This is a genomic window from Dactylosporangium sp. CA-139114, from assembly GCF_050955725.1.
Taxonomy (GTDB): Bacteria; Actinomycetota; Actinomycetes; order Mycobacteriales; family Micromonosporaceae; genus Dactylosporangium.
Genome location: NZ_CP192080.1, coordinates 6,403,262 through 6,428,337, shown reverse-complemented (window position 1 = coordinate 6,428,337; position 25,076 = coordinate 6,403,262). Strand labels below are relative to the sequence as shown.

General features: G+C 73.7%; 23 protein-coding genes and 1 pseudogene. 18 read left to right on the top strand and 6 right to left on the bottom strand.

The features are described 5' to 3' along the window. The first annotated feature begins 121 nt into the window (after window positions 1-121). The 8 genes and pseudogenes from yidD (at window position 122) to ACQP2P_RS28440 (ending at window position 6,436) form a co-directional block, all read left to right on the top strand. On the top strand, window positions 122-535 hold the full coding sequence (yidD, locus tag ACQP2P_RS28475; protein WP_433605850.1) for a membrane protein insertion efficiency factor YidD: 414 nt from the start codon (window positions 122-124) through the stop codon (window positions 533-535). 36 nt (window positions 536-571) lie between these two features. Continuing rightward, entirely contained in the window at window positions 572-799 is a 228-nt protein-coding gene (locus ACQP2P_RS28470) for a DivIVA domain-containing protein (RefSeq protein WP_433605848.1), read from the top strand. 191 nt (window positions 800-990) lie between these two features. Then, the gene (locus ACQP2P_RS28465; protein ID WP_433605846.1) at window positions 991-1,857 is read left to right on the top strand and encodes a LysR substrate-binding domain-containing protein; all 867 of its coding nucleotides are present in this window, start codon (window positions 991-993) and stop codon (window positions 1,855-1,857) included. A 78-nt stretch (window positions 1,858-1,935) separates the two neighbouring features. Next, the gene (locus tag ACQP2P_RS28460) at window positions 1,936-3,021 is read left to right on the top strand and encodes an LLM class flavin-dependent oxidoreductase (RefSeq protein WP_433605844.1); all 1,086 of its coding nucleotides are present in this window, start codon (window positions 1,936-1,938) and stop codon (window positions 3,019-3,021) included. Continuing rightward, window positions 3,018-3,995 (top strand): ketopantoate reductase family protein, encoded by a 978-nt coding sequence (locus ACQP2P_RS28455; RefSeq protein ID WP_433605842.1) that lies wholly within the window; start codon window positions 3,018-3,020, stop codon window positions 3,993-3,995. The genes ACQP2P_RS28460 and ACQP2P_RS28455 overlap by 4 nt, the downstream gene beginning before the upstream one ends. After that, window positions 3,988-5,262: an FAD-binding oxidoreductase gene (locus ACQP2P_RS28450; RefSeq protein WP_433605840.1), complete on the top strand. Its 1,275-nt coding sequence runs from the start codon at window positions 3,988-3,990 to the stop codon at window positions 5,260-5,262. Before ACQP2P_RS28455 ends, ACQP2P_RS28450 begins: the two co-directional genes overlap by 8 nt. A gap of 1 nt (window position 5,263) precedes the next feature. After that, window positions 5,264-6,121, top strand: a pseudogene (locus tag ACQP2P_RS28445) (sulfurtransferase); the annotation flags it as partial. 3 nt (window positions 6,122-6,124) lie between these two features. Beyond that, window positions 6,125-6,436, top strand: coding sequence for a rhodanese-like domain-containing protein (locus tag ACQP2P_RS28440; protein ID WP_433619304.1), 312 nt, complete (start codon window positions 6,125-6,127; stop codon window positions 6,434-6,436). Here ACQP2P_RS28440 and ACQP2P_RS28435 read toward each other — a convergent pair. Beyond that, window positions 6,433-6,903: a flavin reductase family protein gene (locus tag ACQP2P_RS28435; RefSeq protein WP_433605838.1), complete on the bottom strand. Its 471-nt coding sequence runs from the start codon at window positions 6,901-6,903 to the stop codon at window positions 6,433-6,435. The two genes, ACQP2P_RS28440 and ACQP2P_RS28435, sit on opposite strands and share 4 nt — an antisense overlap. A gap of 119 nt (window positions 6,904-7,022) precedes the next feature. Between ACQP2P_RS28435 and ACQP2P_RS28430 the strand changes: the two genes are divergently transcribed. From ACQP2P_RS28430 to ACQP2P_RS28395, 8 genes are all read left to right on the top strand, one after another. Beyond that, window positions 7,023-8,213 carry an LLM class flavin-dependent oxidoreductase gene (locus ACQP2P_RS28430; RefSeq protein ID WP_433605836.1) on the top strand — a complete coding sequence of 397 codons (1,191 nt, stop codon included), beginning with the start codon at window positions 7,023-7,025 and terminating at the stop codon, window positions 8,211-8,213. Beyond that, entirely contained in the window at window positions 8,210-9,376 is a 1,167-nt protein-coding gene (locus tag ACQP2P_RS28425) for an acyl-CoA dehydrogenase family protein (RefSeq protein WP_433605834.1), read from the top strand. Before ACQP2P_RS28430 ends, ACQP2P_RS28425 begins: the two co-directional genes overlap by 4 nt. Before the next feature lie 4 nt (window positions 9,377-9,380). Then, window positions 9,381-11,024 carry an ABC transporter substrate-binding protein gene (locus ACQP2P_RS28420; protein ID WP_433605832.1) on the top strand — a complete coding sequence of 548 codons (1,644 nt, stop codon included), beginning with the start codon at window positions 9,381-9,383 and terminating at the stop codon, window positions 11,022-11,024. Between the two features lie 4 nt (window positions 11,025-11,028). Continuing rightward, window positions 11,029-11,982 (top strand): ABC transporter permease, encoded by a 954-nt coding sequence (locus ACQP2P_RS28415; RefSeq protein ID WP_433605830.1) that lies wholly within the window; start codon window positions 11,029-11,031, stop codon window positions 11,980-11,982. Then, window positions 11,979-12,785 carry an ABC transporter permease gene (locus tag ACQP2P_RS28410; RefSeq protein ID WP_433605828.1) on the top strand — a complete coding sequence of 269 codons (807 nt, stop codon included), beginning with the start codon at window positions 11,979-11,981 and terminating at the stop codon, window positions 12,783-12,785. The genes ACQP2P_RS28415 and ACQP2P_RS28410 overlap by 4 nt, the downstream gene beginning before the upstream one ends. Further along, complete coding sequence (locus ACQP2P_RS28405) at window positions 12,782-14,389, top strand: dipeptide ABC transporter ATP-binding protein (protein ID WP_433605826.1); 1,608 nt, start codon at window positions 12,782-12,784, stop codon at window positions 14,387-14,389. Before ACQP2P_RS28410 ends, ACQP2P_RS28405 begins: the two co-directional genes overlap by 4 nt. After that, on the top strand, window positions 14,382-15,605 hold the full coding sequence (locus ACQP2P_RS28400) for an ABC transporter ATP-binding protein (protein WP_433605824.1): 1,224 nt from the start codon (window positions 14,382-14,384) through the stop codon (window positions 15,603-15,605). The genes ACQP2P_RS28405 and ACQP2P_RS28400 overlap by 8 nt, the downstream gene beginning before the upstream one ends. 90 nt (window positions 15,606-15,695) lie before the next feature. Continuing rightward, entirely contained in the window at window positions 15,696-17,915 is a 2,220-nt protein-coding gene (locus ACQP2P_RS28395) for an MMPL family transporter (RefSeq protein WP_433605822.1), read from the top strand. Between the two features lie 35 nt (window positions 17,916-17,950). Here ACQP2P_RS28395 and ACQP2P_RS28390 read toward each other — a convergent pair whose 3' ends face one another. The 5 genes from ACQP2P_RS28390 to ACQP2P_RS28370 form a co-directional block, all read right to left on the bottom strand. After that, entirely contained in the window at window positions 17,951-18,754 is an 804-nt protein-coding gene (locus ACQP2P_RS28390) for an ATP-binding protein (protein WP_433605820.1), read from the bottom strand. A 297-nt stretch (window positions 18,755-19,051) separates the two neighbouring features. After that, window positions 19,052-19,528, bottom strand: a complete 477-nt coding sequence (locus tag ACQP2P_RS28385) for a nucleoside deaminase (RefSeq protein WP_433605818.1) — start codon at window positions 19,526-19,528, stop codon at window positions 19,052-19,054. Window positions 19,529-19,581: 53 nt separating this feature from the next. Then, window positions 19,582-20,616 carry an ABC transporter substrate-binding protein gene (locus ACQP2P_RS28380; protein ID WP_433605816.1) on the bottom strand — a complete coding sequence of 345 codons (1,035 nt, stop codon included), beginning with the start codon at window positions 20,614-20,616 and terminating at the stop codon, window positions 19,582-19,584. After that, window positions 20,609-21,385: an ABC transporter permease gene (locus ACQP2P_RS28375; protein ID WP_433605814.1), complete on the bottom strand. Its 777-nt coding sequence runs from the start codon at window positions 21,383-21,385 to the stop codon at window positions 20,609-20,611. Before ACQP2P_RS28375 ends, ACQP2P_RS28380 begins: the two co-directional genes overlap by 8 nt. A gap of 16 nt (window positions 21,386-21,401) precedes the next feature. After that, entirely contained in the window at window positions 21,402-22,199 is a 798-nt protein-coding gene (locus ACQP2P_RS28370) for an ABC transporter ATP-binding protein (RefSeq protein WP_433605812.1), read from the bottom strand. Window positions 22,200-22,330: 131 nt separating this feature from the next. Here ACQP2P_RS28370 and ACQP2P_RS28365 point away from each other — a divergent pair, with 131 nt between their 5' ends. Together ACQP2P_RS28365 and ACQP2P_RS28360 are read left to right on the top strand one after the other, a co-directional pair. After that, on the top strand, window positions 22,331-23,908 hold the full coding sequence (locus tag ACQP2P_RS28365; RefSeq protein WP_433605810.1) for an ATP-binding protein: 1,578 nt from the start codon (window positions 22,331-22,333) through the stop codon (window positions 23,906-23,908). Continuing rightward, complete coding sequence (locus tag ACQP2P_RS28360; RefSeq protein WP_433605808.1) at window positions 23,905-24,579, top strand: response regulator; 675 nt, start codon at window positions 23,905-23,907, stop codon at window positions 24,577-24,579. The genes ACQP2P_RS28365 and ACQP2P_RS28360 overlap by 4 nt, the downstream gene beginning before the upstream one ends. The last annotated feature ends 497 nt before the right edge of the window (window positions 24,580-25,076 follow it).

The following is a 25,076-nucleotide window of genomic DNA, read 5'->3' as shown; positions in this document are numbered from 1 at the left end:
ACCATATCGCGCCGGAAACGGGCGGTGATCCACCGAACGATCCAGCGGTTCCGCGTCGCGGCTGTCCGATGCGGTACAGCGGCATTGATCACGGCCGCCGCCCGGCCACACAATGCGCGGCGTGGATGAGGCGGAGGCGTCGCCGCGGCGGCGGTGGTGGCGGGACTGGTCGAGCTGTGACCTCAGCGGGTGTGACCTCGACTTCTGCGACGGCTGTGACGGGTGTGACGGCTGCGACTGCAACCCGTTCATGCTCGGCTCGCTGCTCACGCTCATGGCGGTCGCGGCGCCGAGCCGACCGCCCCGGGCCGCCGCCACCCGTCCGGGCCGCGCGGGCATGGCCGCCATCCGCGGGTACCAGCGCCTCCTGTCCCCGCACCTGCCCTTGCGCTGCCGGCAGACGCCCTCGTGCAGCAACTACGGCCTGGAGGCGGTCCGCCGGTACGGCCTGGTCGAGGGTTCCCGCCTGACCGCCGCGCGCATCAAGCGCTGCAACCCCTCGACCCCGCGGGGCACCGTCGACCCGGTGCCGTGATCGTCTCCGGTCACGGCGGCGGAGCACACTGGAGGCATGACGCAGTTCACGATCGGGTTCCGCGGCTATGCTCGTGCCGAGGTCGACGCGTTCGTCGAGAAGGCCAACGCGGCGATCGCCTCCGGTGAGCCGGAGCGGGTGGCCCAGGCCCGGGCGGAGGCCCAGGCGGTGAGCTTCAAGGTGTCGTTCCGGGGTTACGACCAGCCGGAGGTGGACCACTATCTGCGCCGCATCGCCAAGGGCCGCCCGGACGACCGACCCTGACCGCGATGCTCGTCACGCGGCGTCACGGAGATTGACAGGCTCCGTCGCCGTCCGCATGATCTGGGCTATGCATCGCTCGACGTACCGTGGCGTCCTGCGCCGTTACGTCGACTACCGGCGCACCGCGAGCGCGATCTGTCGCTGAGGCGATCCTCCGCGACCCTGTCCGCCCGCACAGAAACGGCCGGCCCATGCCCGACCCGCTCGATCTCATCCATCTGCGCACCCTCGTCGCGATCGCCGACTGCGGCGGCTTCCACCGTGCCGCGGCGGCGCTGCGCGTGAGCCAGTCCACGGTGAGCCAGCACGTCCGGCTGCTCGAGCGGCGGCTCAAGGAGCCGCTCGTGGAGAAGGCGGGCCGCGGCGTGCGGTTCACCGTGCACGGCGAGGCGCTGCTGGTCGAGGCGCGGCGCATCCTGGCGGTGCACGACGAGTCGCTGCGCCGGCTCGAGGTGGTGGCCGAGCGGGTGATCCTGGTCGGCTGCACCGAGCACGCGGCCGACCGGATGCTGCCGCAGCTGCTGGCGGCGATGCGCCACGGCTTTCCGGGCCGCTCGGTGCGCTTCCGGATCGACCGATCGACGCAGCTGGCCCAGGGCGTCGCGCGCGGCACCCTGGACCTCGCGGTCGTGCTGGCCGGTGCGGAGCCGCTCGGCACGCCGGTCGCGCAGCTGCCGCTGCACTGGTACGGCGCGCCCCAGTTCGCCCCGCCCGAGGGCGACGACCCGTGGCCGGTGGTGGCCTTCGAGGAGCCGTGCGGGCTGCGGCAGCGGGCCCTGCAGGCCCTCGACCTCGCCGGGCGGGTGTCCACGATCACGGCCGAGGCGACCAGCCTGGACGGCGTGGTCGCCGCGGTGCGGGCCGGGCTCGGCGTCGCGCTGCTGCCCAGCACGGGTCGCACCCCGGCCGGGCTGGTGGCACTGCCCGAGCTGCCCGACGTCGGCACGGTCGGGCTGCACGTCGCGGCGCGCCGCGGCATCGACCCCGAGCTGGAGCACGCGGCGTGCGAGGTGAGCCGGGAGTTCTTCGCCTCGCCGCGGCTGCGCAGCGTGGCCTGACCGATCGCGGAAGCCGATCGGTGCACTGCGCGAAACCGTGCTGGTCTAATTCCGATCGGGTTAGTAGGCTTTTGGGCCATGCCCGTCGAGTTCATCAGCGCCATCAACGTCAACGGCAGCAACGAGGTCAACGGCGGCGGCGACCCGGCGCTCGACGTCGCGTTCCTGCGCCGCTACGCCCGGGTCCTCGAGGACGGCGGGTTCGACTACACGCTGGTGCCGTACAACTCCGCCTTCCACGACCCGTTCACCGTCGCGGCGGCGCTCACCCAGTTCACCGAGCGGCTCCGGCCGATCATCGCGCTGCGGCCCAACACGGTGTATCCGACCGTCGCCGCGAAGGCTCTCGCGACGCTCGACCAGCTCTCCGGCGGCCGGGCCGTCGTGCACCTCATCGCCGGGGGCTCCGACGCCGAGCAGGCGCGCGAGGGCGACCGGCTCACGAAGGCGCAGCGGTACGAGCGCGAGGAGGAGTACATCCGGATCCTGCGGCGGGTCTGGACGTCCACGGCGCCGTTCGACCACGCGGGCGCCTACTACAGCTTCGAGGACTTCGTCTCCCTCGTCCGGCCGGTGCACGGCACGATCCCGGTCTCCGTCGGCGGCTCCTCCGACGAGGCCTACCGTGTCGGCGGCGCCCTCGGCGACATCTTCGGCCTGTGGGGCGAGCCGCTGGCCGACACCCGGGCGCAGATCGACCGCATCGCGGCCGAGGCGCGCGCGGCCGGCCGCGCGGACACCCCGCGCATCTGGGTCACCTTCCGCCCGATCGTCGCCCCGACGGATGCGCTGGCGTGGGACAAGGCCCACCGCATCCTGGAGATCCTGCAGCGGCGCCCGAACGCCGGCCGCTGGGCGGCACCGGGCGGCGCCCCGCAGAACGTCGGCTCGCAGCGGCTGCTGGAGATCGCCGCGCGGCAGGACGTGCACGACCGCGCCCTGTGGACGCCGACGGCCACCGCGACCGGCGCGGCCGGGGCGTCCACGGCGCTGGTCGGCAGCTACGAGACGGTGGCCGCGGCGATCCTCGACTACATCGACCTCGGGGCCGAGCTCATCTCGATCCGCGGCTACGACAACCTCAACGACGCGACCGACTACGGCCGGTACATCATCCCGCTCGTCCGCCAGGAACTGGCCGGCCGCTCGGCGGTGCCGGCGTGACCCGGTATGTGGTCATCGGCGGCGGAGCGGTCGGCGGGCTGCTCGCCGCGCAGCTGACCCTGGCCGGCATCCCGTCCGTGCTCGTCGCCCGGGGCGCTCAGCTCGACGCGATCCGCGCCGGGGGCCTGCGCGTCCGGCGCCCGCACGGCGACGACGTGGTGCCGCTCGCGGTCGCCGGCGGCCCGGACGAGGTGCGGCTGACCGCCGGGGACGTGCTCGTGCTGGCGACGAAGGCCCAGGACGCCGGGTCCGCGCTGTCCGCCTGGGCCTGGCGCCCCCTCGAAGGCGGCGGCCTGGCCGCGGACCTGCCCGTCGTGACGCTGCAGAACGGGCTCGCCACCGAGGATGACGCGCTGCGCCGGTTCGGCCGGGTCTACGGCGCGACCGTCGCCGTCGCGGCGAGCTACCTCGTCCCGGGCGAGGTGGTGAACCCGTCCTTCCCGGTGGTCGGCGTGCTCTGGATCGGCCGGTACCCGCACGGCCGCGACGACGGGCAGGAGCGCATCGCCGCCGATCTGACCGCGGCCGGGTTCAGCGTGCACAGCGTGCCGGACATCACCGCGTGGAAGGCCCGCAAGCTGCTCGGCAACGTGCGCAACGGCCTCGACCTGCTCGACGGCACCGACGAGGAGAAGACCCGGGCCGGTGCGCTGCTGACGGCGGAGGCCGAGGCCGTCTACGCCGCGGCCGGGATCGTCGCCGCCGAGGCGCTGGAGGCCGCGTCCGTGCTCACCTTCGAGCCGGTGCCCGGCCACGTGCCCGGACGCCTGTCGACGTGGCAGAGCTTCGCCCGCGGCACGTCCAGCGAGGTCGACCACCTCAACGGCGAGATCGTCCGGCTCGGCCGCCGGCACGGGATCACCACGCCGGTCAACGAGCGCCTCCAGCGGCTGCTCGGCGCCCAGGCCGCGGCCGGGCTCGCGCCCGGCACCCATGGCGTCGCCGAGTTGCTGGAGGTCGCGGTCGGTGCCTGAGCTCGCCACCGACCGGTCGGGGTGGCGGCCGGACGGGCCACCACGGGCGATCGTGCGCGCCCGGACCGTGGCCGACGTCCAGCGCACCCTCGCCGACGCGAACCGCAACGGCATCCCGGTCGTCACGCGCGGGGCGGGCACCGGGCTCGCGGGCGGCGCGGCCGCCGGGGCCGGGGCGATCGTGCTCGACGTGTCCGGCCTGAACCGCATCCTCGCCGTCGACCCGGTCGACGGCATCGCCCGGGTCGAGCCCGGGGTCGTGACCGCCGAGCTGGACCGCGCCGCGGCCGAGCACGGGCTGTTCTTCGCGCCCGACCCCGGCAGCGTCGCCATCTGCACCGTGGGCGGCAACATCGCCACGAACGCCGGTGGGCTGCGCGGCGCGAAGTACGGGGTGACCCGCGACAGCGTGCTCGCCCTCGACGTCGTGCTGGCCGACGGTACGCTGCTGCACCTCGGCCACGACACCGTCAAGGGCGCCGTCGGGCTCGACCTCGTGGGGCTGGTCGTCGGCTCCGAGGGCACCCTCGGCGTCGTCGTCGGCGCGACGCTGCGGCTCCTGCCCCGCCCGCCCCGCACGGCCACCGCGCTCGCGCACTTCGCCTCCGTGCCCGATGCCGCGGCCGCCTCCGTCGCGCTGGCGGTCGCGGGCCTGCGCCCGGCCGTGCTCGAGCTCGTCGACGGCAAGACCCTCGGCGCCATCGACGGGCTGCGGGGCACCGATCACGCCGGACGGGGCGCGGCGCTGTTGCTGGTGCAGACCGACGGCTTCGGCGCCGAGGAGGAGATCGCGGCCGTCGCCGGCGTGCTCGGCCGCACCGCCACGGCCGTCGAGACCACCGCCGACCCCGCGACCGCCGCCGAACTGGCCGCCGCCCGCCGCGACGCGCTACCGGCCATCGAGGCCGGGGGACCGGTGCTCATCGAGGACATCGCGGTGCCCCGGTCGCGGCTGGCGGAGGCGGTCGACGGCGTCCACGCGATCGCGGCCGCGACCGGAGCCGACGTGTACGTCTTCGCGCACGCCGGCGACGGCAACCTCCACCCGATCCTGCGCGCGGACGCCGGCGAGCCGCAGCGGGCGGCCGACGACATCTTCGCCCTGGCGCTCGCGCTCGGCGGGACGGTCAGCGCCGAACACGGCGTCGGCCTGCTCAAGCGGGCCTGGCTGGAGCGCGAGCTGGGCCCCGGCCCGCTCGCGCTGCAGCGGCGCATCAAGCGATTGTTCGATCCCAACGGCATCCTGAACCCCGGAAAGGCCATCTGACATGACCCAGCCAACCGTCCTGGTGAGCGTGGACGAGCTCGCCGAGCTGCTCCCGTCCGGCCGCGTGCGGCTGCTCGACGTGCGGTGGCGGCTCGGCGGGCCGCCCGGGCACCCGCAGTACCTCGACGCGCACATCCCCGGCGCCGTCTACGCCGACCTCGACGAGGACCTGGCGGCCCCGGCCGCGCCGGCGCACGGCCGCCACCCGCTGCCCGAGCTCGCCGACCTGCAGGCCGCTGCCCGCCGGTGGGGCATCAACGCCGGTGACACGGTCGTGGCCTACGACGACAACGGCAACCTCGCCGCCGCCCGCGCCTGGTGGCTGCTGCGCTGGGCCGGACTCGCCGACGTCCGGCTGCTCGACGGCGGCCTGCCCGCCTGGCGCGCGGCCGGGCAACCGGTCGCGGCCGGGGAGGAGAAGCCCGAGCCGGGCGACGTCGTCCTCGCCGCGGGCGCGCTGCCCACGGCCGGCCCGGACGACGCGGCCCGCCTCGTCGCCGGCGGCGGGCTGCTGCTCGACGCGCGCTCCGCCGAGCGCTACCGCGGCGAGCCCAACGCCGTCGACCCGCGCCCGGGCCACATCCCCGGCGCGGTGAGCGCGCCGACGACCGCCAACCTCGACGAGCACGGGGCCTTCCGGCCCGCCGGGGAGCTCGCGGAGCGCTTCGCCGCGCTGGGCGTCACCCCCGGACGGGCCGTCGGTGTCTACTGCGGATCCGGGGTGACCGCGGCACACGAGATCGCGGCGCTGAGCCTGGCGGGGGTGCAGGACGTGGTGCTGTACCCCGGATCGTGGTCGCAGTGGGCGAAGCTGCCCGACCGCGCCGTGGTCACCGGGGCCGAGCCCCAGGGCGCGCCGCTCGTGCTGCCCGGCGAGGCCCACCGCCGGGTCGAGGGCGGCGCGGTCCTCGTCGACGTGCGCAGCGCGCCGCGGCGGGACAGCGACGGCACGATTCCCGGCGCGCGAGTCCTCGACCGCACGCGGGTCGCCGCCGAGATCGGCATCGACGGGCCGGACACGCCGATCGTCGTCATCTGCGGCTCGGTCAACGGCTCCCAGCCGGTCGCCGAGGAGCTGATCGGGCTCGGCTACACCGACGTGGTGCACGTCGAGGGCGGGTTCGCGGCCTGGGCCGAGGCCGGCCTGCCGACCGTCCCGGGGCGAAACGCCTAGGCCGCGTGCAGGCGGGCGAACGCGCTGCGGTGGAACACGAGCGGCGGGGTGTCCCGGTCGGCGTCCAGGGCGTGCACGCGCAGCAGCGCGATGTCGTGGTCGCCGGCCGGGATCTCGCGCTCGACGCTGCACTCCAGCCACGCGCAGGCGCCGTCGAGCAGGATCTCCCCGCCGCGGGTCGCCCGCCAGGTCACGCCGGCGAACCGGTCGCCGCGGCCGCTGAGCTGCCGGCCCAGGTGGGCCTGGTGGGCGGAGAGCACGCTGACCCCGAGCCGGGCCGAGCGGCGCAGCCGCGGCCACGTGCTCGAGGTGCGGCCGATGCAGACCGAGACGAGCGGCGGGTCCAGCGACACCGAGGTGAAGGAGCTGGCGGCCAGCCCCACGGGCACGCCGTCGACCAGCGCGGCCACCGCGGTCACACCGCTGGGAAAGGCGCCGAAGACGCGGCGCAGCTCGGCGGAGTCCATGCCGCAATCCTATCTCGCCGGTGTGATTTGAGATCGCGTCGATCGATCGGGAATCCCGGTCGGTGCCGAGCGCCGATTCGCATTGGACGTGGAAGATATTTCCTATCAAGCTGATAGGTATGATAGGAGATCCCGAGCACGACGCCATTCCGTCGGCCGCCGCACCGCAGGCCGAGTTCATCAGCCTGTCGCACCTGAACCCGTCGACGGAGCTGAACCCGGTGCCGGGCCGCGGTATCGACCTGCCGTTCTTCCGGCGGTACGTCCGTGCGCTCGAGGACGCCGGGTACGACTACACGCTGCTGCCCTACGGGGCGGCCAGCGCCGACTCGTTCGTCGTCGCGAGCGCCGTCGGGCAGCTCACCGAGCGGCTCCGGCCGATCGTCGCGCTGCGGCCCAACACGACCTTCCCGACCGTCGGCGCGCAGAAGCTCGCCACGCTCGACCAGCTCACCGAGGGCCGCGCGGTGGTGCACCTGATCTCCGGCGGCAGCGACGCCGAGCAGGCCCGGCAGGGCGACTACCTGCCGAAGGAGCGGCGATACGCGCGCACGTCGGAGTACATCGACATCCTGCGCCGATCGTGGACCGAGACCGCCCCGTTCAGCCATGCGGGCGAGTTCTACCGCTTCGACGGCTTCGGCCCCGGCTTCGCGCCCTTCGACGGCCCGATCCCGATCTCCATCGGCGGCCAGTCCGACGAGGCCTTCGCCGTCGGGGGCGCCCAGGCCGACATCTTCAGCTTCTGGGGCGAGCCGCTCGCCGACCTGCGCACCGAGATCGACCGCGTGCACGACATCGCGCGCGCGACCGGGCGCACCACGCTGCCGCGCATCTGGGTCACCTTCCGCCCGATCATCGACCGGACCGACGAGCTGGCCTGGCGCAAGGCGCAGCGCTACGTCACCCTGATCGCGAAGAACTTCGCCCGGTCCACCGCCGAGCCCCAGAACGTCGGCTCGCAGCGCGCCCTGGCCTTCGCCGAGCGCTCCGAACTCTACGACCGGGCCCTGTGGACCCGCACCGCGGCCGTCACCAACGCGGCCGGCGCCTCGACCGCCCTCGTCGGCTCGCCCGAGACGGTCGCGGCCGCGATCCTCGACTACATCGACCACGGCGCCTCGCTGGTGTCCATCCGCGGCTACGACACCCTCGCCGACGCGGTCGACTACGGCAAGCACGTCCTGCCGCTCGTGCGCCAGGAGCTCGCGCACCGGCGCGCGACCGGGCGGCGCGGCACCCTGCAGGCCGAGCACCCCGGCAACTACGCGCCGGAGTACGCGCGGTACGCCACGGCGGGGCAGCCATGAGCCTCGACCTCTCCGAGGAGGCGCTGGCCAAGGTCACCGCCGAGATCGCCGCCACCGCCGCGCAGTTCGACCGCACCGCCGAGCTGCCCTGGCCCGGCCTGTGGGCCGCGCACAACGCCGGCCTGCTCACGGCCTCGGTCGGGCGGCAGTTCGGCGGCCCCGGCGCCGGCCCGCGCGAGATCGCCCGCATCCTCACCGCGATCGGCGAGGGCGACGCCTCGGTCGGCCTGCTCGCCGCGAACACGCTGCTGACCCACGCCGCCCAGGCCGCCGCTCCGACCTGGCCGGCGGAGACCTATGGCGACCTGCTGCGGCGCTCGAAGGACGGCCCGGCCCTGGTCAACGCGGTCCGCGCGGAGCCCGAGCTCGGCGCGCCGGCCCGCGGCGGGCTGCCGAAGACCACCGCGACCCGCACCGGCGGCGGCTGGGTGCTCAACGGCCGCAAGGCCTACGCCACCGGCGGCGCCGGGCTGGCCTACCACGTCGTGTGGGCGGTCGCCGACGAGCCGGACGGCGATCCCGAGCGTCCGCGCGTCGGCCACGTCGTGGTCGCCGGCGACCGGCCCGGCATCACCTGGGTCGACACCTGGGACCACCTCGGCCTGCGCGCCTCCAACACGCACGACGTCGTCTACACCGACGTGCACGTGCCCGCGGACGCGTTCGTGGAGATCCCCCGCGGCCCCGACGGCGTGTACCGCGACCCGGCCGCCGCGGCCGGCCCCGGCAGCTTCGGCCACCCGGCGCTCTACATCGGCGTGGCCCGGGCGGCCCGAGCCGCGTTCGCCGCCTTCGCCCGTGAGCGGGTGCCCGCGGCCCTCGGCCGGCCGATCGCGCAGACCGAGCGCATCCAGGCCGTCGCCGGCGAGATCGACCTGCAGATCGTGACGGCCGAGACCCTGCTGCACGGCGCGCTGCTGCGCCTCGAGGCCGGCGACCGCTCGATCCTGCCCGAGCTCTCCGCGGTCAAGGTGGCCATCGCGCGTGCCGTGATCGCCGCCACCCAGACCGCCGTGGCCGCGCTGGGCAACCCCGGCCTGTCCCGGCACCACGCCCTCGAACGGCACCTGCGCGACGCGCTGTGCATCCGCGTCCACCCGCCGCAGGAGGACACCGTCCTGCTGGCGAGCGGCCGGCGAATCCTGAATCCCGAGAAGGACTGATCTCATGCGCAAGCTGACACTGCTCGCCACCACGGCCGCCGCGGCGCTGGCCCTGGCCGCGTGCGGCGGCACGTCGCCGGCCGGCGGCGGGGACGGCGGCGGCACCCCGAAGGCCGGCGGGACGCTCAAGGTGTCGTTCTGGCCCGACAACGCGACGCTGCCCTGCATCGACCCGTTCCAGGTGTACTGGATCGAATCCCGCTCCATCATCCGCAACTTCGCCGACTCGCTCACCGACCAGGACCCGAAGACCGGCGAGATCGTGCCCTGGCTCGCCACGAGCTGGCAGATCAGCCCGGACGGGCTCACCTACACCTTCAAGCTCCGCGACGGCGTCACCTTCGCCAACGGCAAGAAGCTCGACGCCCAGGCGGTCGCCGACAACGCCGCCGGCTGGATCGCCACCGTGAAGGCGACGAACGGGGCCGCGTACGGCGCCTCCTACGTCCAGGGGCTCACCGGCGCCGAGGTCGTCGACCCCGGCACCGTCGCGTTCCACCTCGCCAAGCCCAACTCGTCGTTCCTGCAGGCCACGTCGACCACCAACCTCGCCATCACCGACCCGGCCGAGTATCAGCTGACCCCGGCCGAACGCTGCACCGGCAAGGGCGTCGTCGGCTCCGGGCAGTTCGTGCTGGACCACTACACGGCCAAGATCGAGACGGTGCTCACCAGGCGCACCGGCTACGCGTGGGGCTCGGCTCTGGCCAAGAACCAGGGGGAGGCGTACCTCGACAAGGTCGTCTTCACCTACGTCGCCGAGGACAGCGTCCGCACCGGCAACCTCGTCAGCGGCGCGATCGACATCGCCTGGCCGCGCAACCCGTTCACGCCGCAGGACGAGCAGCTCATCCAGCGCTCCGGCGACAAGGTCGAGCAGCGCGCCCTGCCCGGCGTGGCCTACACCCTCTTCGCCAACACCGCCGACGGCAAGGTGCTCAGCGACCCGGCCGTGCGCAGGGCCCTCAACCAGGCCATCGACCGCAAGACCTACGCGAGCACCGTCTTCGGCGCCAACTACCCGGTGGTGCAGGGGGCGTTCGACTCCACCACGCCCTTCTTCACCGACAAGTCCGCGAAGCTCGGCTACGACCCCGACGCGGCCCAGAAGACGCTGGAGGCGGCGGGGTGGACCGCCGGCCCGGGCGGCATCCGCACCAAGAACGGCGCCCAGCTCACCATCGACTACCCGATCACCGGCGCCACCCCCGGCGCCGAGCTGCTGCAGGCCCAGCTCAAGAAGGTCGGCATCAACCTGAGCCTGCGCACCCTCACCACCGCGCAGACGACCACGTACCTGCCCAACGGCGACTACGACCTGACCGGTACCTACTTCACCCGGGCCGACCCCGGCGCGCTGCAGTTCATCCTCAACCCCGACGTCGCCAACTCCAAGGCCCTCGCCCGGCGCTCGGCCTCGCCCGACGGCATCGCGAAGATCCAGGCCCTGTTCGCCCGGGCGATCCAGAGCACCGACGCCGCCCAGACGCGGCAGGCCTACGCCGACCTGCAGGACTTCCTGCTCGACGAGGGCGTCACGTTCCCGCTGTTCGAGCGGGTGCAGAAGGCCGGCTTCAGCGGCAAGGTCCACGGCTTCGCGTTCACCTCGGAAAGCTTCCTCAAGCTCAACGACGTCTGGAAGGACTGACCCGGTGATCCGGTACGTCCTGGGGCGAATCGGCCAGGCGGTCGCGGTGCTGTGGGCCGCGTTCACGCTGACCTTCGCGATTCTGTACCTGCTGCCCAGCGACCCGATGCAGCTGCAGCTGGCCGCGGCCGGCATCCAGCAGGACAGCCTGGACCCGCAGCAGCTGGCCGCGATGCGGCACCGGTTCGGGCTGGACGAGTCGATCTGGGCGCAGTACTGGCACCACCTGGCCGGCGCCCTGCACGGCGACTTCGGCCTCTCGCTCAGCCAGGGCGTGCCGGTCACCGAGCTCATCGGCCAGCGCTTCGGCCAGACCCTGCTGCTGAGCGTGAGCGCGGCCGCGGTGTCCCTGGCGGCCGGCTCCGCGCTGGCCTACCTGGCGACGTTCGCCCGCTGGAACCCGCTGCGGATCGCCCTCACCCGGCTGCCCGCCCTCGGCGCCTCGTTCCCGCAGTTCTTCGTCGCGCTGTTCCTCATCCAGTTCTTCTCCTTCCAGCTGGGCTGGCTGCCGGCGACCGGCACCCAGGGCGCGGCGTCGCTCGTGATGCCGGTCGCCACCATCTCGGTCCTGACCTCCTCGGTGCTGGCGCAGGTCCTCATCAAGACCTTCGACGAGACCCTGCGCCAGCCCTACATCGCCACCGCCCGGGCCAAGGGCCTGTCCCGCTCGGCGGTGCACCTGCGCCACGCCTTGCGCAACGCCGCGCTCCCGGCGATGACGATCCTCGGCGTGATCGTCGGCCTCACCGTGACGAGCTCGATCGTGGTGGAGACGGTGTTCACCCGGGAGGGGCTGGGCAACCTGGCTCAGCAGGCCGTCCTCTCCCAGGACGTCCCGGTCGTCCTGGCCGTGGTCACCATCGCCGCGACCGTCTTCGTGCTCGTCAACCTCGTCGTGGACCTGATCTACCCGCTGCTGGACCCCCGCATCTCCTACACCAGGAGGGCCGCGCTGTGACCGCGCAACTGCTGCGCAAACCGCTGTTCCTGATCGCGGCCCTCTACGTGCTGTTCGTGGTCGTCTCGGCGTTCCGGCCGCGCTGGTTCACCGGCGCGGACCCCTACGACACGCACCCCGAGTCGGCGATCCTCCCCCCGAGCGGCAGCCACCTGTTCGGCACCGACAGCTACGGCCGCGACCTGTGGACCCGCATGCTCTACGGCTCGCCGCTGACCATCGAGGCCACGCTGCTCGCCCTGGGCATCGCCCTCGTCGCCGGGCTCAGCCTCGGCATCGTCGCCGGCTTCTTCGGCGGCGCCACCGACGCGCTGCTCATGCGGATCATCGACGTGCTGCTGGCCATCCCCGGCCTGCTGCTCGCCCTGTCCATCGTCACCGCCCTGGGCTACGGCACCATGCCGGTCGCGGTGGCCGTCGGCGTCGGCATCGTGCCCGGCTTCGCCCGCACCACCCGGGCCGAGGTGCTACGGGTCAAGACGCTGCCCTACGTGGAGGCGGCCCGGGCCGCGGGCGCCTCGTGGTCGCGGGTGCTGCTGCGGCACATCCTGCCCAACTCCTGGGGCCCGGTGGCGGTCCTCGCGGTCCTCGACGGCGGCGTGGCCATCATCGCGATCGCGTCGCTGAGCTTCCTCGGCTTCGGCGCGGCCCCACCGGCCGCCGAGTGGGGCACGCTCATCGCCGACGGCCGCAACTACCTCGTGACGGCGTGGTGGCTGAGCCTGCTGCCCGGCCTGTTCGTCGCGCTGCTCGTGCTCAGCCTGAACCACATCTCCAAGACCATGCAGGAGTTGACGCGGTGACCACGGACGCGCTCGTCGAGGTGCGGGGCCTCGACATCGGCTACACCCGGCACCGGCGGATCACGCCGGCGGTCAGCGGGCTCGATCTCACCGTCGGCGCCGGCGAGATCGTGGCGATCGTCGGCGAGTCCGGCTCGGGCAAGACCACGACCGCCAACGCGCTCATCGGGCTGCTGCCCGCCAACGGGCGGATCACCGGCGGTTCCGCGCTGGTCGGCGGCGTGCAGATCGCCGGGGCGCGGGAACGCACGCTGCGGCGGCTGCGCGGCTCGGTGGTCGGGCTCATCCCGCAGGACCCGATGGTCGGCCTCAACCCGACCAAGCGGATCGGCGCGCAGGTGGCCGAGGCGTGTGGGCCGCAGCAGGTGCACCACTACCTCGACAAGGCCGGCGTCCCCGACCCGCAACTGCGGGCGCGGCAGTATCCGCACGAGCTCTCCGGCGGCCTGCGCCAGCGGGTGCTCATCGCCATCGCGCTGGCCGGGCGGCCGAAACTCATCATCGCCGACGAGCCCACCAGCGCCCTGGACGTCACCGTCCAGCGCCGCATCCTCGACCATCTCGGCGGCCTGGTCCGCGAGCAGGGCATCTCGCTGCTCATCATCACCCACGACCTGGCCGTGGCCGCCGACCGGGCCGACCGGGTCGTGGTCATGCGGGACGGCCGCAAGGTCGACGAGGGCGAACCGGGCACGATCCTGACCGACCCGCGGGTGCAGTACACCCGGGAGCTCATCGCCGCCGCCCCGCGGCTGGCCCACGGGGGCCGGGTGGAAGCCCGCTTCGACGTGCGCGGCGAGCCGGCGCCCGAGCCGATCCTGACCCTCACCGGGGTGCACAAGACATTTGCCGTGGACGATCTGCGCCGCGGCCGGCGCGGCTTCAACGCGATCGAGGACGTGAACGTCACCGTGCCCCGCGGCCGGACGCACGCCCTGGTCGGGGAGTCCGGGTGCGGCAAGACCACGACCCTGCGCATCGCGCTCGGGCTCGAGGCGCCGACGAGCGGCTCCATCGTGCTCGACGGGGCCGAGATCGCCGGGCGCGGCTGGAACCAGTTGCGGCCGCTGCGGCGCAAGGCCCAGCTCGTGCACCAGGACCCGTTCGCCGCACTCGACCCCAAGTTCACCGTCCGGCAGTCGATCACCGAGCCGCTGGTCGCGTTCAAGGTCGGCGACCGGCGCGAGCGCACCGCCCGGGCCCGCGAACTGCTCGACCAGGTCGGGCTCCCGGCCGCATATCTGGACCGGCTGCCGAGCGAGCTCTCCGGCGGCCAGCGCCAGCGGGTCGCGATCGCGCGTGCTCTGGCCCTGCGCCCGGAGCTGCTCATGCTCGACGAGCCCGTCTCCGCGCTCGACGTGCTGGTGCAGGACCAGATCCTGCGGCTGCTGGTCGAGCTGCAGCAGGCGCTGGGGCTGTCGTACCTGTTCGTCTCTCACGATCTCGCCGTCGTCGCCGACATCGCGCACACGGTGTCGGTGATGCGCGGCGGGCGGGTCGTCGAGGAGGGGCCGGCCGCGGAGGTCTTCGCGCATCCGCGCAGCCCGCACACCCGCGAGCTGCTCGACGCGGTGCCCGGCCGTGCGGCGGGCGTGCGTGTCTGAGCCGTGGCGGGCGCTGGCGGCCCAGCTCGCCGGGGCCCGCGCGCATCCGGGGCCGGCCGCCGTCGCCACCGTCACCGGGCTGGTCAACGGGGCCACGATGGTCGTCGGCGCGGCGGCCGTCGGCTGGGCCACCGACCACCTCGTGGTGCCGGCGCTGTCGGGGCGTCCGGTGCCGGCGTCGGCCTGGTGGGTCAGCGCCCTGCTGATCCTGGGCATCTCCCTGGTCCGCTGGGCGACCATCTTCGTGCGCGGCGTCGCCACGGGGCGCGCCCGCGACAGCCTGGTGCACACGCTCGTCCCGCTGCACGCCAACGCCTCCCTCGGCGAGCTCGCGATCTCGACGATGACGGTGACCGTGCTGTTCGGCGGGGTCTGGTCGCGTTTGTCCCCGGGCGAGGTGGTGGCGATGGTGTTCCTCGTCGGCTTCTTCGTGCGCCCGCTGCAGTTTCTGGTGCAGAGCCTCGGCGAGGCCCAGAACGCGCTCACCGGCTGGCGACGCGCGCTGGAGCTGGCGCGCACGCCGAGCGCCGCGGTCCGCGACGGCGTCGCCCTGCCGCCGGGCGCGGTCGGTGTGTGCGTCGAGCGGGTCAGCGCCCGCTACGGCGACGGCCCGCTGGTGCTGCGCGACGTGACGGTCAGCATCGAGCCCGGCGAGCACGTGGCCGTGGTCGGGCGCACCGGCTCGGGCAAGTCGACGTTCGCGAAGCTGCTCACCCGCCGGCTGGAGCCGGCCGCGGGGACGATCCGGCTCGGCGGGGTGCCGCTGGACCGCCTCGACGACGCGTCCCTGGCCGGCCGGGTCGTCATCGTGCCGCAGGACCCGTTCCTGTTCGACGGCACCGTGGGCGAGAACATCAGGCTCGGCTGCCCGGCCGCGACCGACGCCGACGCGGTGCGTGTCCTGCACGAGCTGGGCGTCGGCGACTGGTACGCGACCCTGCCCGACGGCCTCGCCACCGCGGTCGGCCTGCGCGGCGAGCGCCTCTCGGTCGCAGAGCGGCAGCTGGTCGCGCTTGCCCGCACCGCCCTGGCCGACCCGGACCTGGTGGTGCTGGACGAGGCGACCTCCGGCCTGGACCCGGCCACGGACGCGGCGGTCCAGCGCGCCCTGGCCGTGCTGACCCGCGGCCGGACCACGGTCTCGATCGCCCACCGCGGCCTGACCACGGCGACCGCGGACCGGGTGCTCGTCTTCGACGCCGGGCGCCTGCTCTAGCCCCGCCGCGGCGCCGGGCCCGGATCCCCCGGTTCGCTCGCCGCAGGGAAGTTCGTTTTCGTGGTTCGGTCGCGGGGCATCACGCCGTGCATGGATATGCGCAGCCGGTGGCGGCCGAGTCTCATTCCGCGGGCGTACGCCGCATTCGTCGTCGGCCTGCGATGGCTCATCGTGGGCGGGTGGGCCGCGGCCGCGGTGGCGTCGGTGGTCTATCTGCCGGCCGTCGGGCAGGGCGGCAGCGACCTCGAACAGCTCGTCTCCGCCGACAACCCGGCCGTGCGCAGCGAGCTGCGCTCGTTCGACAAGTTCGGGTTCCCGCTGCTCAGCCGGGTCGCCGTGGTCCAGCGCAACCCGAACGGGCTGTCGCAGGCGACGCAGTCCGAGGCGGTGGAGCGGGCCAAGGCGGTCAGTGAGGGGACGTACGGCGACGTCGGCCCGATCCGGGCGGCCGTTCCGGTCATGAACACGCTCGGGCTGTTCCCCGGCTCGGCCGAGGACGGCACCACGATCGTCACGCTGCTGTTCACCAACCCTGACGTGAACTTCGCGGGGCAGGTCCAGGCGGCGGAGCGGTTCGTCGCGGCGCACTACAGCGCCGACGACTCGGTCGTGGGCATCACGGGATCGGTACCGGCCCGCGTCGAGCAGGCGCGCATCGTGCAGTCGTCCGTGTCGCGGCTGGAGCTGATCACGGTCGCCGCCGTCTTCCTCATCGTCGCGGTCGCGTTCCGCTCGATCGTCGCCCCGCTGGTCGCGCTCGGGGTGGCCGGCGTCGCGAGCCTGCTGACGCTGCACGTGGGCGGGGCGCTGGCGCTGCGGCTCGGCGTACCGGTGCCGCAGGAGACCCAGCCGCTGCTCGTCGCGCTGCTGCTCGGCGTGGTCACCGACTACGTGGTGTTCTACCTCTCGGCGGTCCGGCGCGGGCTGGGGGCCGGCGAGACGAGGCTGGACGCGGCCCGGGCCGCGACCGCGCGGTTCACGCCGATCATCGCGGTCGCGGGGCTGACCGCGGCGGCCGGTACCGGTGCGCTGATCGTCGCCGGCTCGCCCGCCTTCCGCGCGTTCGGGCCGGGGATGGCGCTGGCCATCCTCATCGGTGCCCTCGTGTCCGTCACGCTCGTGCCGGCCCTGCTGGCGATCCTGGGCCGCGCGGCGTTCTGGTCGCCGCTGCGGCCCCGGGCCACCCCGCCTCCGCGCCCCGTCGGCGGGCGCCGGTGGGCGCGGCTGCTGACCCGCCGCTGGTTCGCGCTGCCGTTGCTGCTGCTGTGCACCGCCGGGCTGGTCGTGGCCGCGCTGCCGCTGCAGCACATCAAGCTCGGGGTGTCGTTCGTCGAGGCGCTGCCGAAGGACCGCCCGGCCCGGGCGGCCGCGACCGCCGCCGAGACCGGGTTCGCCGACGGGATTCTCTCGCCCACGGAGGTACTGCTGGAAGGCGACGCGATCGCCGGGCGCAAGTCCGAGCTCGCCCAGCTCCAGCAGGCCCTCGCCAAGGAGCCCGGCGTCGCCGCGGTGGTCGGCCCGACCACGCCCAACCTGCCCGAGGGCTACAACGTGTTCCGCTCGGCCGACGGCACCGCGGCCCGCTACCTGCTGATCCTCGCCGACGAGCCGCTCGGGGCCAAGGCCGTGGACACCGTCGGCCGGGTCCAGCGCGACCTGCCCGGGCTGCTCGCCGCCGCCGGTCTCGACGGCGCGCGGGCGAGCCTCGGCGGTGACACCGCGGTGGCCCGGGTCATCGTCGCGCAGACCACCGACGACCTGGGCCGCATCGCGATCGCCGCGCTGCTGGCCAACCTGCTGTTCCTGATGCTCTTCCTGCGCGCGCTGGTCGCGCCGATCGGGCTGCTCGCCTGCAGCGTCCTCGCGATCGGCGCCACGCTCGGCCTGACCACGTGGCTGTTCCAGGACATCCTGCACGCGGACGGGCTCACCTTCTACGTGCCGTTCGCGGCCGCCGTGCTGCTGGTCGCGCTCGGCTCCGACTACAACATCTTCGGCATCGGCCCGGCCTGGCGCGAGGCCAGGACCAGGCCGCTGCGCGAGGCCCTCGCGCTGACCCTGCCGCACTCGGCCCGGGCCATCCGCACCGCCGCGTTCACCCTGGCGGTGAGCTTCGGGCTGCTGCTCATCGTGCCGCTGCGCCCGTTCCGGGAGCTGGCGTTCGCCCTGTCGGTCGGCGTGCTGCTCGACGCGTTCGTGGTGCGCTCGCTGCTCGCCCCGGCGCTGCTGAGCGTGCTGGGCTCCACGGTCGCCCCGGAGCCGGACCCGGAGCCGGAGGTGGTCGAGCGGGCGGACGCGCCCGTCGGCTGAGGTCCCGTCCGCACGGCCCCGGCGCCGCCGGTGCCTCAGCCGCCGGCGGCGCCGGGGGCCGTGCGGGCGGCGCGAATCCGCTCCGGCCCTGCCCGCAGCGTGGCCCAGACCACCTTGCCGTGCGCGGTGAGATGGCTGCCCCAGGCGGTGGCGGCGGCGGAGACGATCCGCAGCCCGTTGCCGCGCAGGGCCGGCATCGGCCCGGCGTGCTTCGGCCAGAGGCGCAGCTTCGGCAGCCTCGGCAGGTCGTCCTCCACGGCGATGTGCAGCAGCCCGGCGCCGCGGCGCGTCAGGGTCACGGTGAACGGGGAGCCCGCGTGCTCGACCGCGTTGGCCGCCAGCTCCGACACGATCAGCCGCGCCGGCAACAGCACCTGGGGCAGGCCCCAGGTGCGGCACGCGTCGTCGACGACGCCGCGCGCCTTGGCCGCCGCCCGCAGGCTCGGCTGCAGCAGCAGGCGGGCCTGGCCGAACGGCGAGGTGTTGTCCACGAGGTGACGCAGCGCCGCGGCCCGGTCGGCGTGGACCGGAATGCGCCGCGCCACACCGCTGTAGTGCAGCCGCAGCGCCTGCGCCTGCCGCGCGAGGACCAGCAGCGGGACCGGGGGCTCGTGCACGGCGCTCTGCTGCTCGGCCAGCAGCACCGACGCGACCAGTTCGCGCTCGGCGTCCACCAGGCCGGCCAGGTCGAGAACGATGGCGCGCGGTTGCTGGGCGAGCGACTTGCGGACGGCCGCCATGAAATCGACCCGCAACTGCCAGGTCCAACGACCTTTGGCGGCGATATCGATCACTGCCAGGTCGACATTCTCGCGCACGGTGATTGCTGTTTCCAGCATCTCGGCTTCCTGGTCGGTTGGCCGCCGGATTCCGCGGAATCCGATTGAATCGCTGCGCAGTATTCGCCGATTCGGGGAGGAGCGTCGAATAGCTGATGCAAACACGTTCCGTGGTCGATGTCAATGTTGCGGCCCGACCGTCTTTCCGGGTGGGGCTCCGGGCCCTAGGGGGCGTGCGGTCCGGTCGCTGCCTGGCGTACGATTCGGATCGTATATTCACCGGGCCAAATGTCCGTTCGTTCAATTCACGAATCGTACGTCCGAACGACGGCCGACGGGTGACGCCGATGCATCCCGTCAGTTCCAGAAGCCCTCGTGGACGGCGGTGGCGCCGGGGAGCGGGACCGGGCCGTCGACGGTGATGGGGCGGCCACCGCGGGCGAAGACCTCGCGGCAGGGCAGGTCCAGGGGCGGTACACCCTCCTCCTGCGCGACCATCGTCGCCAGCTCGGCCTCGCCGAGCGCGAACACCACCCGGCCGATGCCCGACCAGTAGATGGCGCCGGCGCACATCGCGCACGGCTCGGTGCTCGTGAACAGCGTGCTGGCGGCCAGCACGGCCCGCTCCAGCCGCCCGGCGAGCCGGACGAGGTTGGTCTCCGCGTGGCCGGTCGGGTCGGCGCCGGTGACGACGCTGTTGCGCGCCTCGAGCACCGTGCCGTCCGGCGTGACGAGCAGCGAGCCGAACGGGTGGTCGCCGCGCTCGCGGGCCTCCCACGCGAGGGCGACCGCCCGCTCGAGGTGGACCGTGTCAGCCGCCGAGATCACGCTCATGCGAACTGACGCTACCCACCCCGGCGGGCGGCCGCTGACGGCGCGCCGCAGGCTTATCCGGCGGCGACCTTCGAGACGAAGTCGGTCGTGTACGTCTTGGTCAGCTCGACGGTGTCCTTCTTGCCCTTCACGTTCGGCGAGAACTGGCTCAGCACCTCGAGCACGTTCTTGGCGCCCTCCGCCTTCATCGCGCCGTCGCCGTTGAACATGCCGATGCTGTCGGTCACCGCCTGCACGTACAGCTGCGGATTCCCGGCCGCGTACTCGGCCGGCATCTTCGCCGCGATCTCGTCCGGCTTGTGCGCCTTGATCCAGCGCAGGGTCTTCACGAACGCGTTGGCCAGTTTCTGTACCGCCTCCCGGTGCGCCTGGACCCACGCGCAGTCCATGTAGAGGGAGCTGGCCGGGTACAGGCCGCCGAGCGCCGCGCGGGTGCCCGCCTCGGTGCGCATGTCCAGCAGGATCTTGCCCTTGCCGGTGCTGGTCAGCTGGGCGGCGGTCGGGTCGGTGGTCATGCCCGCGTCGATGCCGCCGTTGTCGATGGCGGCGATGAACGTCTGCCCGGCCCCGGCCTTGACCGTCGTGTAGTCGCCGTTGCTCAGGCCGCCCTTCGTCGCGAGGTACTGCGTCAGGAAGTCGGTCGACGAGCCGGAGCTGGTGATGCCGAGCTTGCGGCCCTTGAAGTCGGCCGGGCTCTTGATCTGGTCGGCCTTGTTCGCGGCCACGATCTCGACCTCGCCGGGCACGTCGGCGAGCTGGACCACGCTGACGATGCACTTGCCCTTCGTCTGCAGGTCGATGGTGTGGTCGTAGAAGCCGACGACGCCCTGCACGTCGCCGGAGATGAGGACGTTCTCGGCGGTGGCGCCGGAGGGCTCGGTCAGCAGCTGCACGTCGAGCCCCTCGGCCTTGAAGTAGCCGAGCTGCTCGGTCAGCTTGGCCGGCAGGTAGATCACCTTGTCGATGCCGCCGACCATGATCTTCACCTGGGTCGGCGTCTCGGCCGGGCCCGTCTGGTCGGGTGCGGTGCCCCGGCAGCCGGCGAGGAGCAGGGCGGCACAGCAGACGGCCGCCGACAACTTACGCATGTGCGTCTCCTTGGGTGTGGGTTGGCGGACGCCACCGCAGCAGCCGGCGCTCGAGCAGCGTCAGCAGCCACTCGGCGAGCAGGGCGATGACGGTGATGATGATCATTCCGGCGTAGATGCCGGCCGCGTCGAACGTGCCCTGGGCGTTGGCGATGAGCAGCCCGAGGCCCTTGTCGGCCCCGGCGTACTCGCCCACGACCGCACCGATGAGCGCGAACCCGAACGCGGCGTGCAGCGAGGCGAAGATCCACGACATGGCGCTGGGCACCACGATCGAGGTGAGCAGCTGGACACGGGAGGCGCCCAGGATGCGGGCGTTGTTCACGAGGTTGCGGTCGACCTCGCGGGCGCCCTGGAAGGCGTTGAAGAAGACCGCGAAGAACACGAGCACGACGGCGGTCGCGACCTTCGAGGTCAGGCCGAGGCCGAACCAGATGACGAACAGCGAGGCGAGCACGATCCGCGGTACGGCGTTGGCGGCCTTGATGAAGGGGGCCGCGACGTCGGCGACGAACCGGGCCCGGCCGAGCAGGATGCCCAGCAGCACCCCGCCGACGGCGCCGATGACGAAGCCGAGCACCGTCTCCTCGAGCGTGATCGCGATCTGCGTCCACACCGAGCCGAACGCGGTGCCCTTGGTGAACCAGTCGCCGAGCCGCTCCCAGATGGCCGACGGTTTGGAGTAGAAGAACGGGTCGATCCAGTGGGTGGCGGCCAGCTCCCAGCTGGCCAGCCACAGGGCGACGACGGCGAGCCGGACCGCCCACATGACGAGAGTTCGGCGATTAGGCACGGCCGCTCGCCTCCGCCCGGGCCCGCTCGACCTCTTCGCGCAGGCTGTCCCAGATCTCGCGGTAGGTCTCGACGAAGGCGGGCGTCAGGCGGATCTCCTCGACGCGGCGCGGCCGGGGCAGCGGCACGTCGAAGATCCCCTTGACCGTCGCCGGGCTGGACGTCATGACGACGACCCGGTCGGCGAGCGAGATCGCCTCCTCGAGGTCGTGGGTGACGAACACGACCGCGGCGCCGGTGCCCTGCCACAGCCGCAGCAGCTCGTCCTGCATCAACGCCCGCGTCTGGACGTCGAGCGCGCTGAACGGCTCGTCCATGAGCAGGATGCGCGGCTCGTTGACGAGCGTCTGGGCCAGGGCGACCCGTTTGCGCATCCCGCCCGAGAGCTGGTGCGGGTAGTACCGCGCGAACGCGGCGAGCCCGACCCGCTCGACCCAGACGGCGGCCCGGCCTCGGGCCTCGGCCTTGCCCACGCCGCGGTATCGAGGGCCCGCGGCGACATTGTCGATGACCGAGCGCCACGGCAGCACGGCGTCGGTCTGGAACATGTAGCCGACACCGTCGGGGATGCCGCGCACGGCGGCCCCGTCGACCTCGACCTCGCCGCTGGACGGCGGCTCCAGGCCGGAGACCAGCGACAGCGTCGTGGACTTGCCGCAGCCGGTCGGGCCGACGACCGCGACGAACTCGCCGGCCTCGACGGTGAATGTGAGATCCCGGACGGCGGTGTGGGGTGTGCCATCGGCGCCCGGGAAGCGCTTGGTGGCGTGGCGCAACGCGATTACGCTCATGACGGGCACCGTAGAGATCACCGCGGCCGCCGCGAATCCTTGCGATCGTTGTGGCGGCAGGCCGCGTAAGCCGCGTATTGCGCGTTTTGCTCACGGGGCCGATCGGGCGTCTCCGGCGGTACGCTCCCGTCATGTTTCGGCTGCGTTACGCCCCGTTCGCCCGGCAGGCCCTCGCCCTGCAGGCCGGCGTGCTGGTCGTCGTGGTGGGTGTCGGCTTCGCCCTCGTCGGCTGGCTCTTCGACGGGGAGCTGACCCAGCAGTACGGCACCCGCGCGCTCGCCGTCGCCCATACCCTCGCCGCCGACCCGGCGATCGCGGCCGCGGCCGCCGCCGACGACCCCGGGGGCGTGCTGCCCGCGCGGGCGGAGGCGGCGAAGCTCGCCAGCGGCGCCCTGTTCGTGGTCATCACCAACCGGCGGGGCATCCGCCTGGCCCACCCGAACCCCGGCCGCATCCACGAGCCCGTGAGCACCGACCCGTCGGAGGTTCTGGCCGGGCACGACACCATCAACGTCGAGCAGGGCACGCTCGGGCTGTCCGCGCGCGGCAAGACGCCCCTGCGCGACGCCGCCGGGGCGATCGTCGGCGAGGTCAGCGTCGGCTTCCGCATCAAGGACGTCCGCGAGAACGTCATCCGCGAGCTGGCGTTCGCCGCGCTCTTCGCCGGTGGCGCCCTGCTGCTCGGGTTCGTCGGCTCGGTGCTGCTGTCGCGGCGGCTCAAGCGGCTCACGCTCGGCCTCGAGCCGCACGAGCTCGCCGAGCTGGTGCAGGAGCGGGAGGCGGTGCTGCACGGCATCAGCGAGGGCGTCGTGGCGGTGGACACCGACGGCCGGGTGTCGGTCTGCAACGGCGAGGCGGTACGGCTCCTCGGCGACTCGGAGGGCGGCCTGGACCTGCCGCCCGCGCTGCGGGAAGCGCTCGACCGGCGGCTTCCGGTCGACAACGTCATCACCGTCGCCAACGACCGGGTCCTCGTCGCGAACTATCGCGCGGTGCGCCGCGACGACCGCGACCTCGGCGGGGTGCTCACCCTGCGGGACCGCACCGACCTGGAGAACATCACGCGGGAGCTGGAGAGCGTGCGCACGCTGAGCACCGCGCTGCGGGCCCAGCGCCACGAGTTCGCGAACCGGCTGCACGTCCTGTCCGGACTGCTGCAGAACGGGCACAGCGGGGAGGCGCTGGAGTTCCTGCACGCCGTCTCGGACAGCGCCGCCCCCGCGTCCGGGCACACCGTCGACGACCCCTACCTGCAGGCCTTCATCGACGCCAAGAGCGCGGAGGCCGCCGAGAAGGACGTGCGGCTCGCGCTGGCCGACACGAGCTGGGTCGGCACCCGCGTCACCGCGCCGGTCGAGGTCACCACCGTGCTCGGCATCCTCGTCGACAACGCCCTCGAGGCCGCCCGGCGCGGCGCCCGCCGCCCCGCCTGGGTCGACGTGGCCCTGCTGGAGGACGGCACGACGCTGCACATCTCGGTCGTCGACTCCGGCGACGGCGTCCCGCCCGGCCTCGCCGGGCGCATCTTCGACTCCGGCGTCTCCACCAACGGCGAGGACGGCCGCGGCATCGGCCTGGCCCTCGCCCGGCAGGCGGCCCGGCGCCTCGGCGGCGACGTGCGCCTGGCCGGCGCCGTGCACGACGACCACGGCGCCGTGTTCGAGGCGCGGCTGCCCGCGGCCCTGCAGCCGGCGGGGAGGCCCGCGTGACGATCCAGGTGCTCGTGGTCGAGGACGACTTCCGCGTCGCCCGGGTGCACGTCGACTTCGCCGACCGCGTCGACGGGTTCGCGGTCACGGCGACCGCACGGACCGCGGCCGAGGCCCGGCGCGTGCTCGCCGCGAAGCCGATCGACCTCGTGCTGCTCGACGTGTACCTGCCCGACGAGTCCGGCCTCGACCTGCTCGCCGAGCTGACCGCCGACGCCATCATGCTCACCGCCGCGTCGGACGGCGACACGGTGCGGGCCGCCTACGCCCGGGGCGCGCTGAACTACCTCGTGAAGCCGTTCACCGCCGAGCAGCTGGCCGACCGGCTCACGGCGTACCGCCACTACCGCGCGCTGGTCGCCGCCGAGCGCACGCTGACCCAGGCCGAGATCGACCGCTGCTGGCGGGTGCTGCACGACGGCGACCGCCCGGCCGCGCCCAAGGGCCAGTCCGCGGTCACCGTCCGGCTGGTGAGCGAGGCCCTGCGCGGCGCGGGCCGGCCGCGCACGGCCGCCGAGGTGGCCGACGAGCTGGGCATCTCCCGCGCCACCGCCCAGCGCTACCTGGCCGCCCTGGCCCGCGACGGCATCGCCGAGGTCCAGCTCCGCTACGGCGTCACCGGCCGCCCGGAGCACCAGTACCGCTGGGCCTCGGTCACGTCGAGCAGGTGAGGGCGCCCTTGCCCGTGTAGACAGGTCGGCCCAGCCGCTTCGTAGCGGTGCCCGCGGGACGGCCGCGACCACGTACGCGCACGGCAGCCCGAGCGCGCCGGCCCGCCGCTGCGCCGCCCCGGCCGTGGTCTCGCTGGAGTCGACGCCGGCCACGCGGCGGGCGCCACCCCGGACGAGGGCGATGTCGTCGAGGCCGTGCCCGCTCTGCAGGTGGACGACGTCGGGGGAGTGCCGCAGCAGCGGCGCGAGGAGCGCGACCTCGGCCGGGAACAGCGACGAGCCGGCGCGGGCCTGCCGCAGCAGGTCGTCGTGCTCGTCGACGTTCTTGCACGCGGCCTTCTCCCAGATCGCCCGGTTGGCCCGCGTCCGCGGATCCACGTGCTGCAACGCAGTCCCTCCTCGCCCCGCGCCACGGCTCAATGCTGTGGAACAGCGATCAATCGCAGCGACCATCCGTCATCTCGCCGCCAGCCTATTTTCCGTCCGGCATGAAAGCG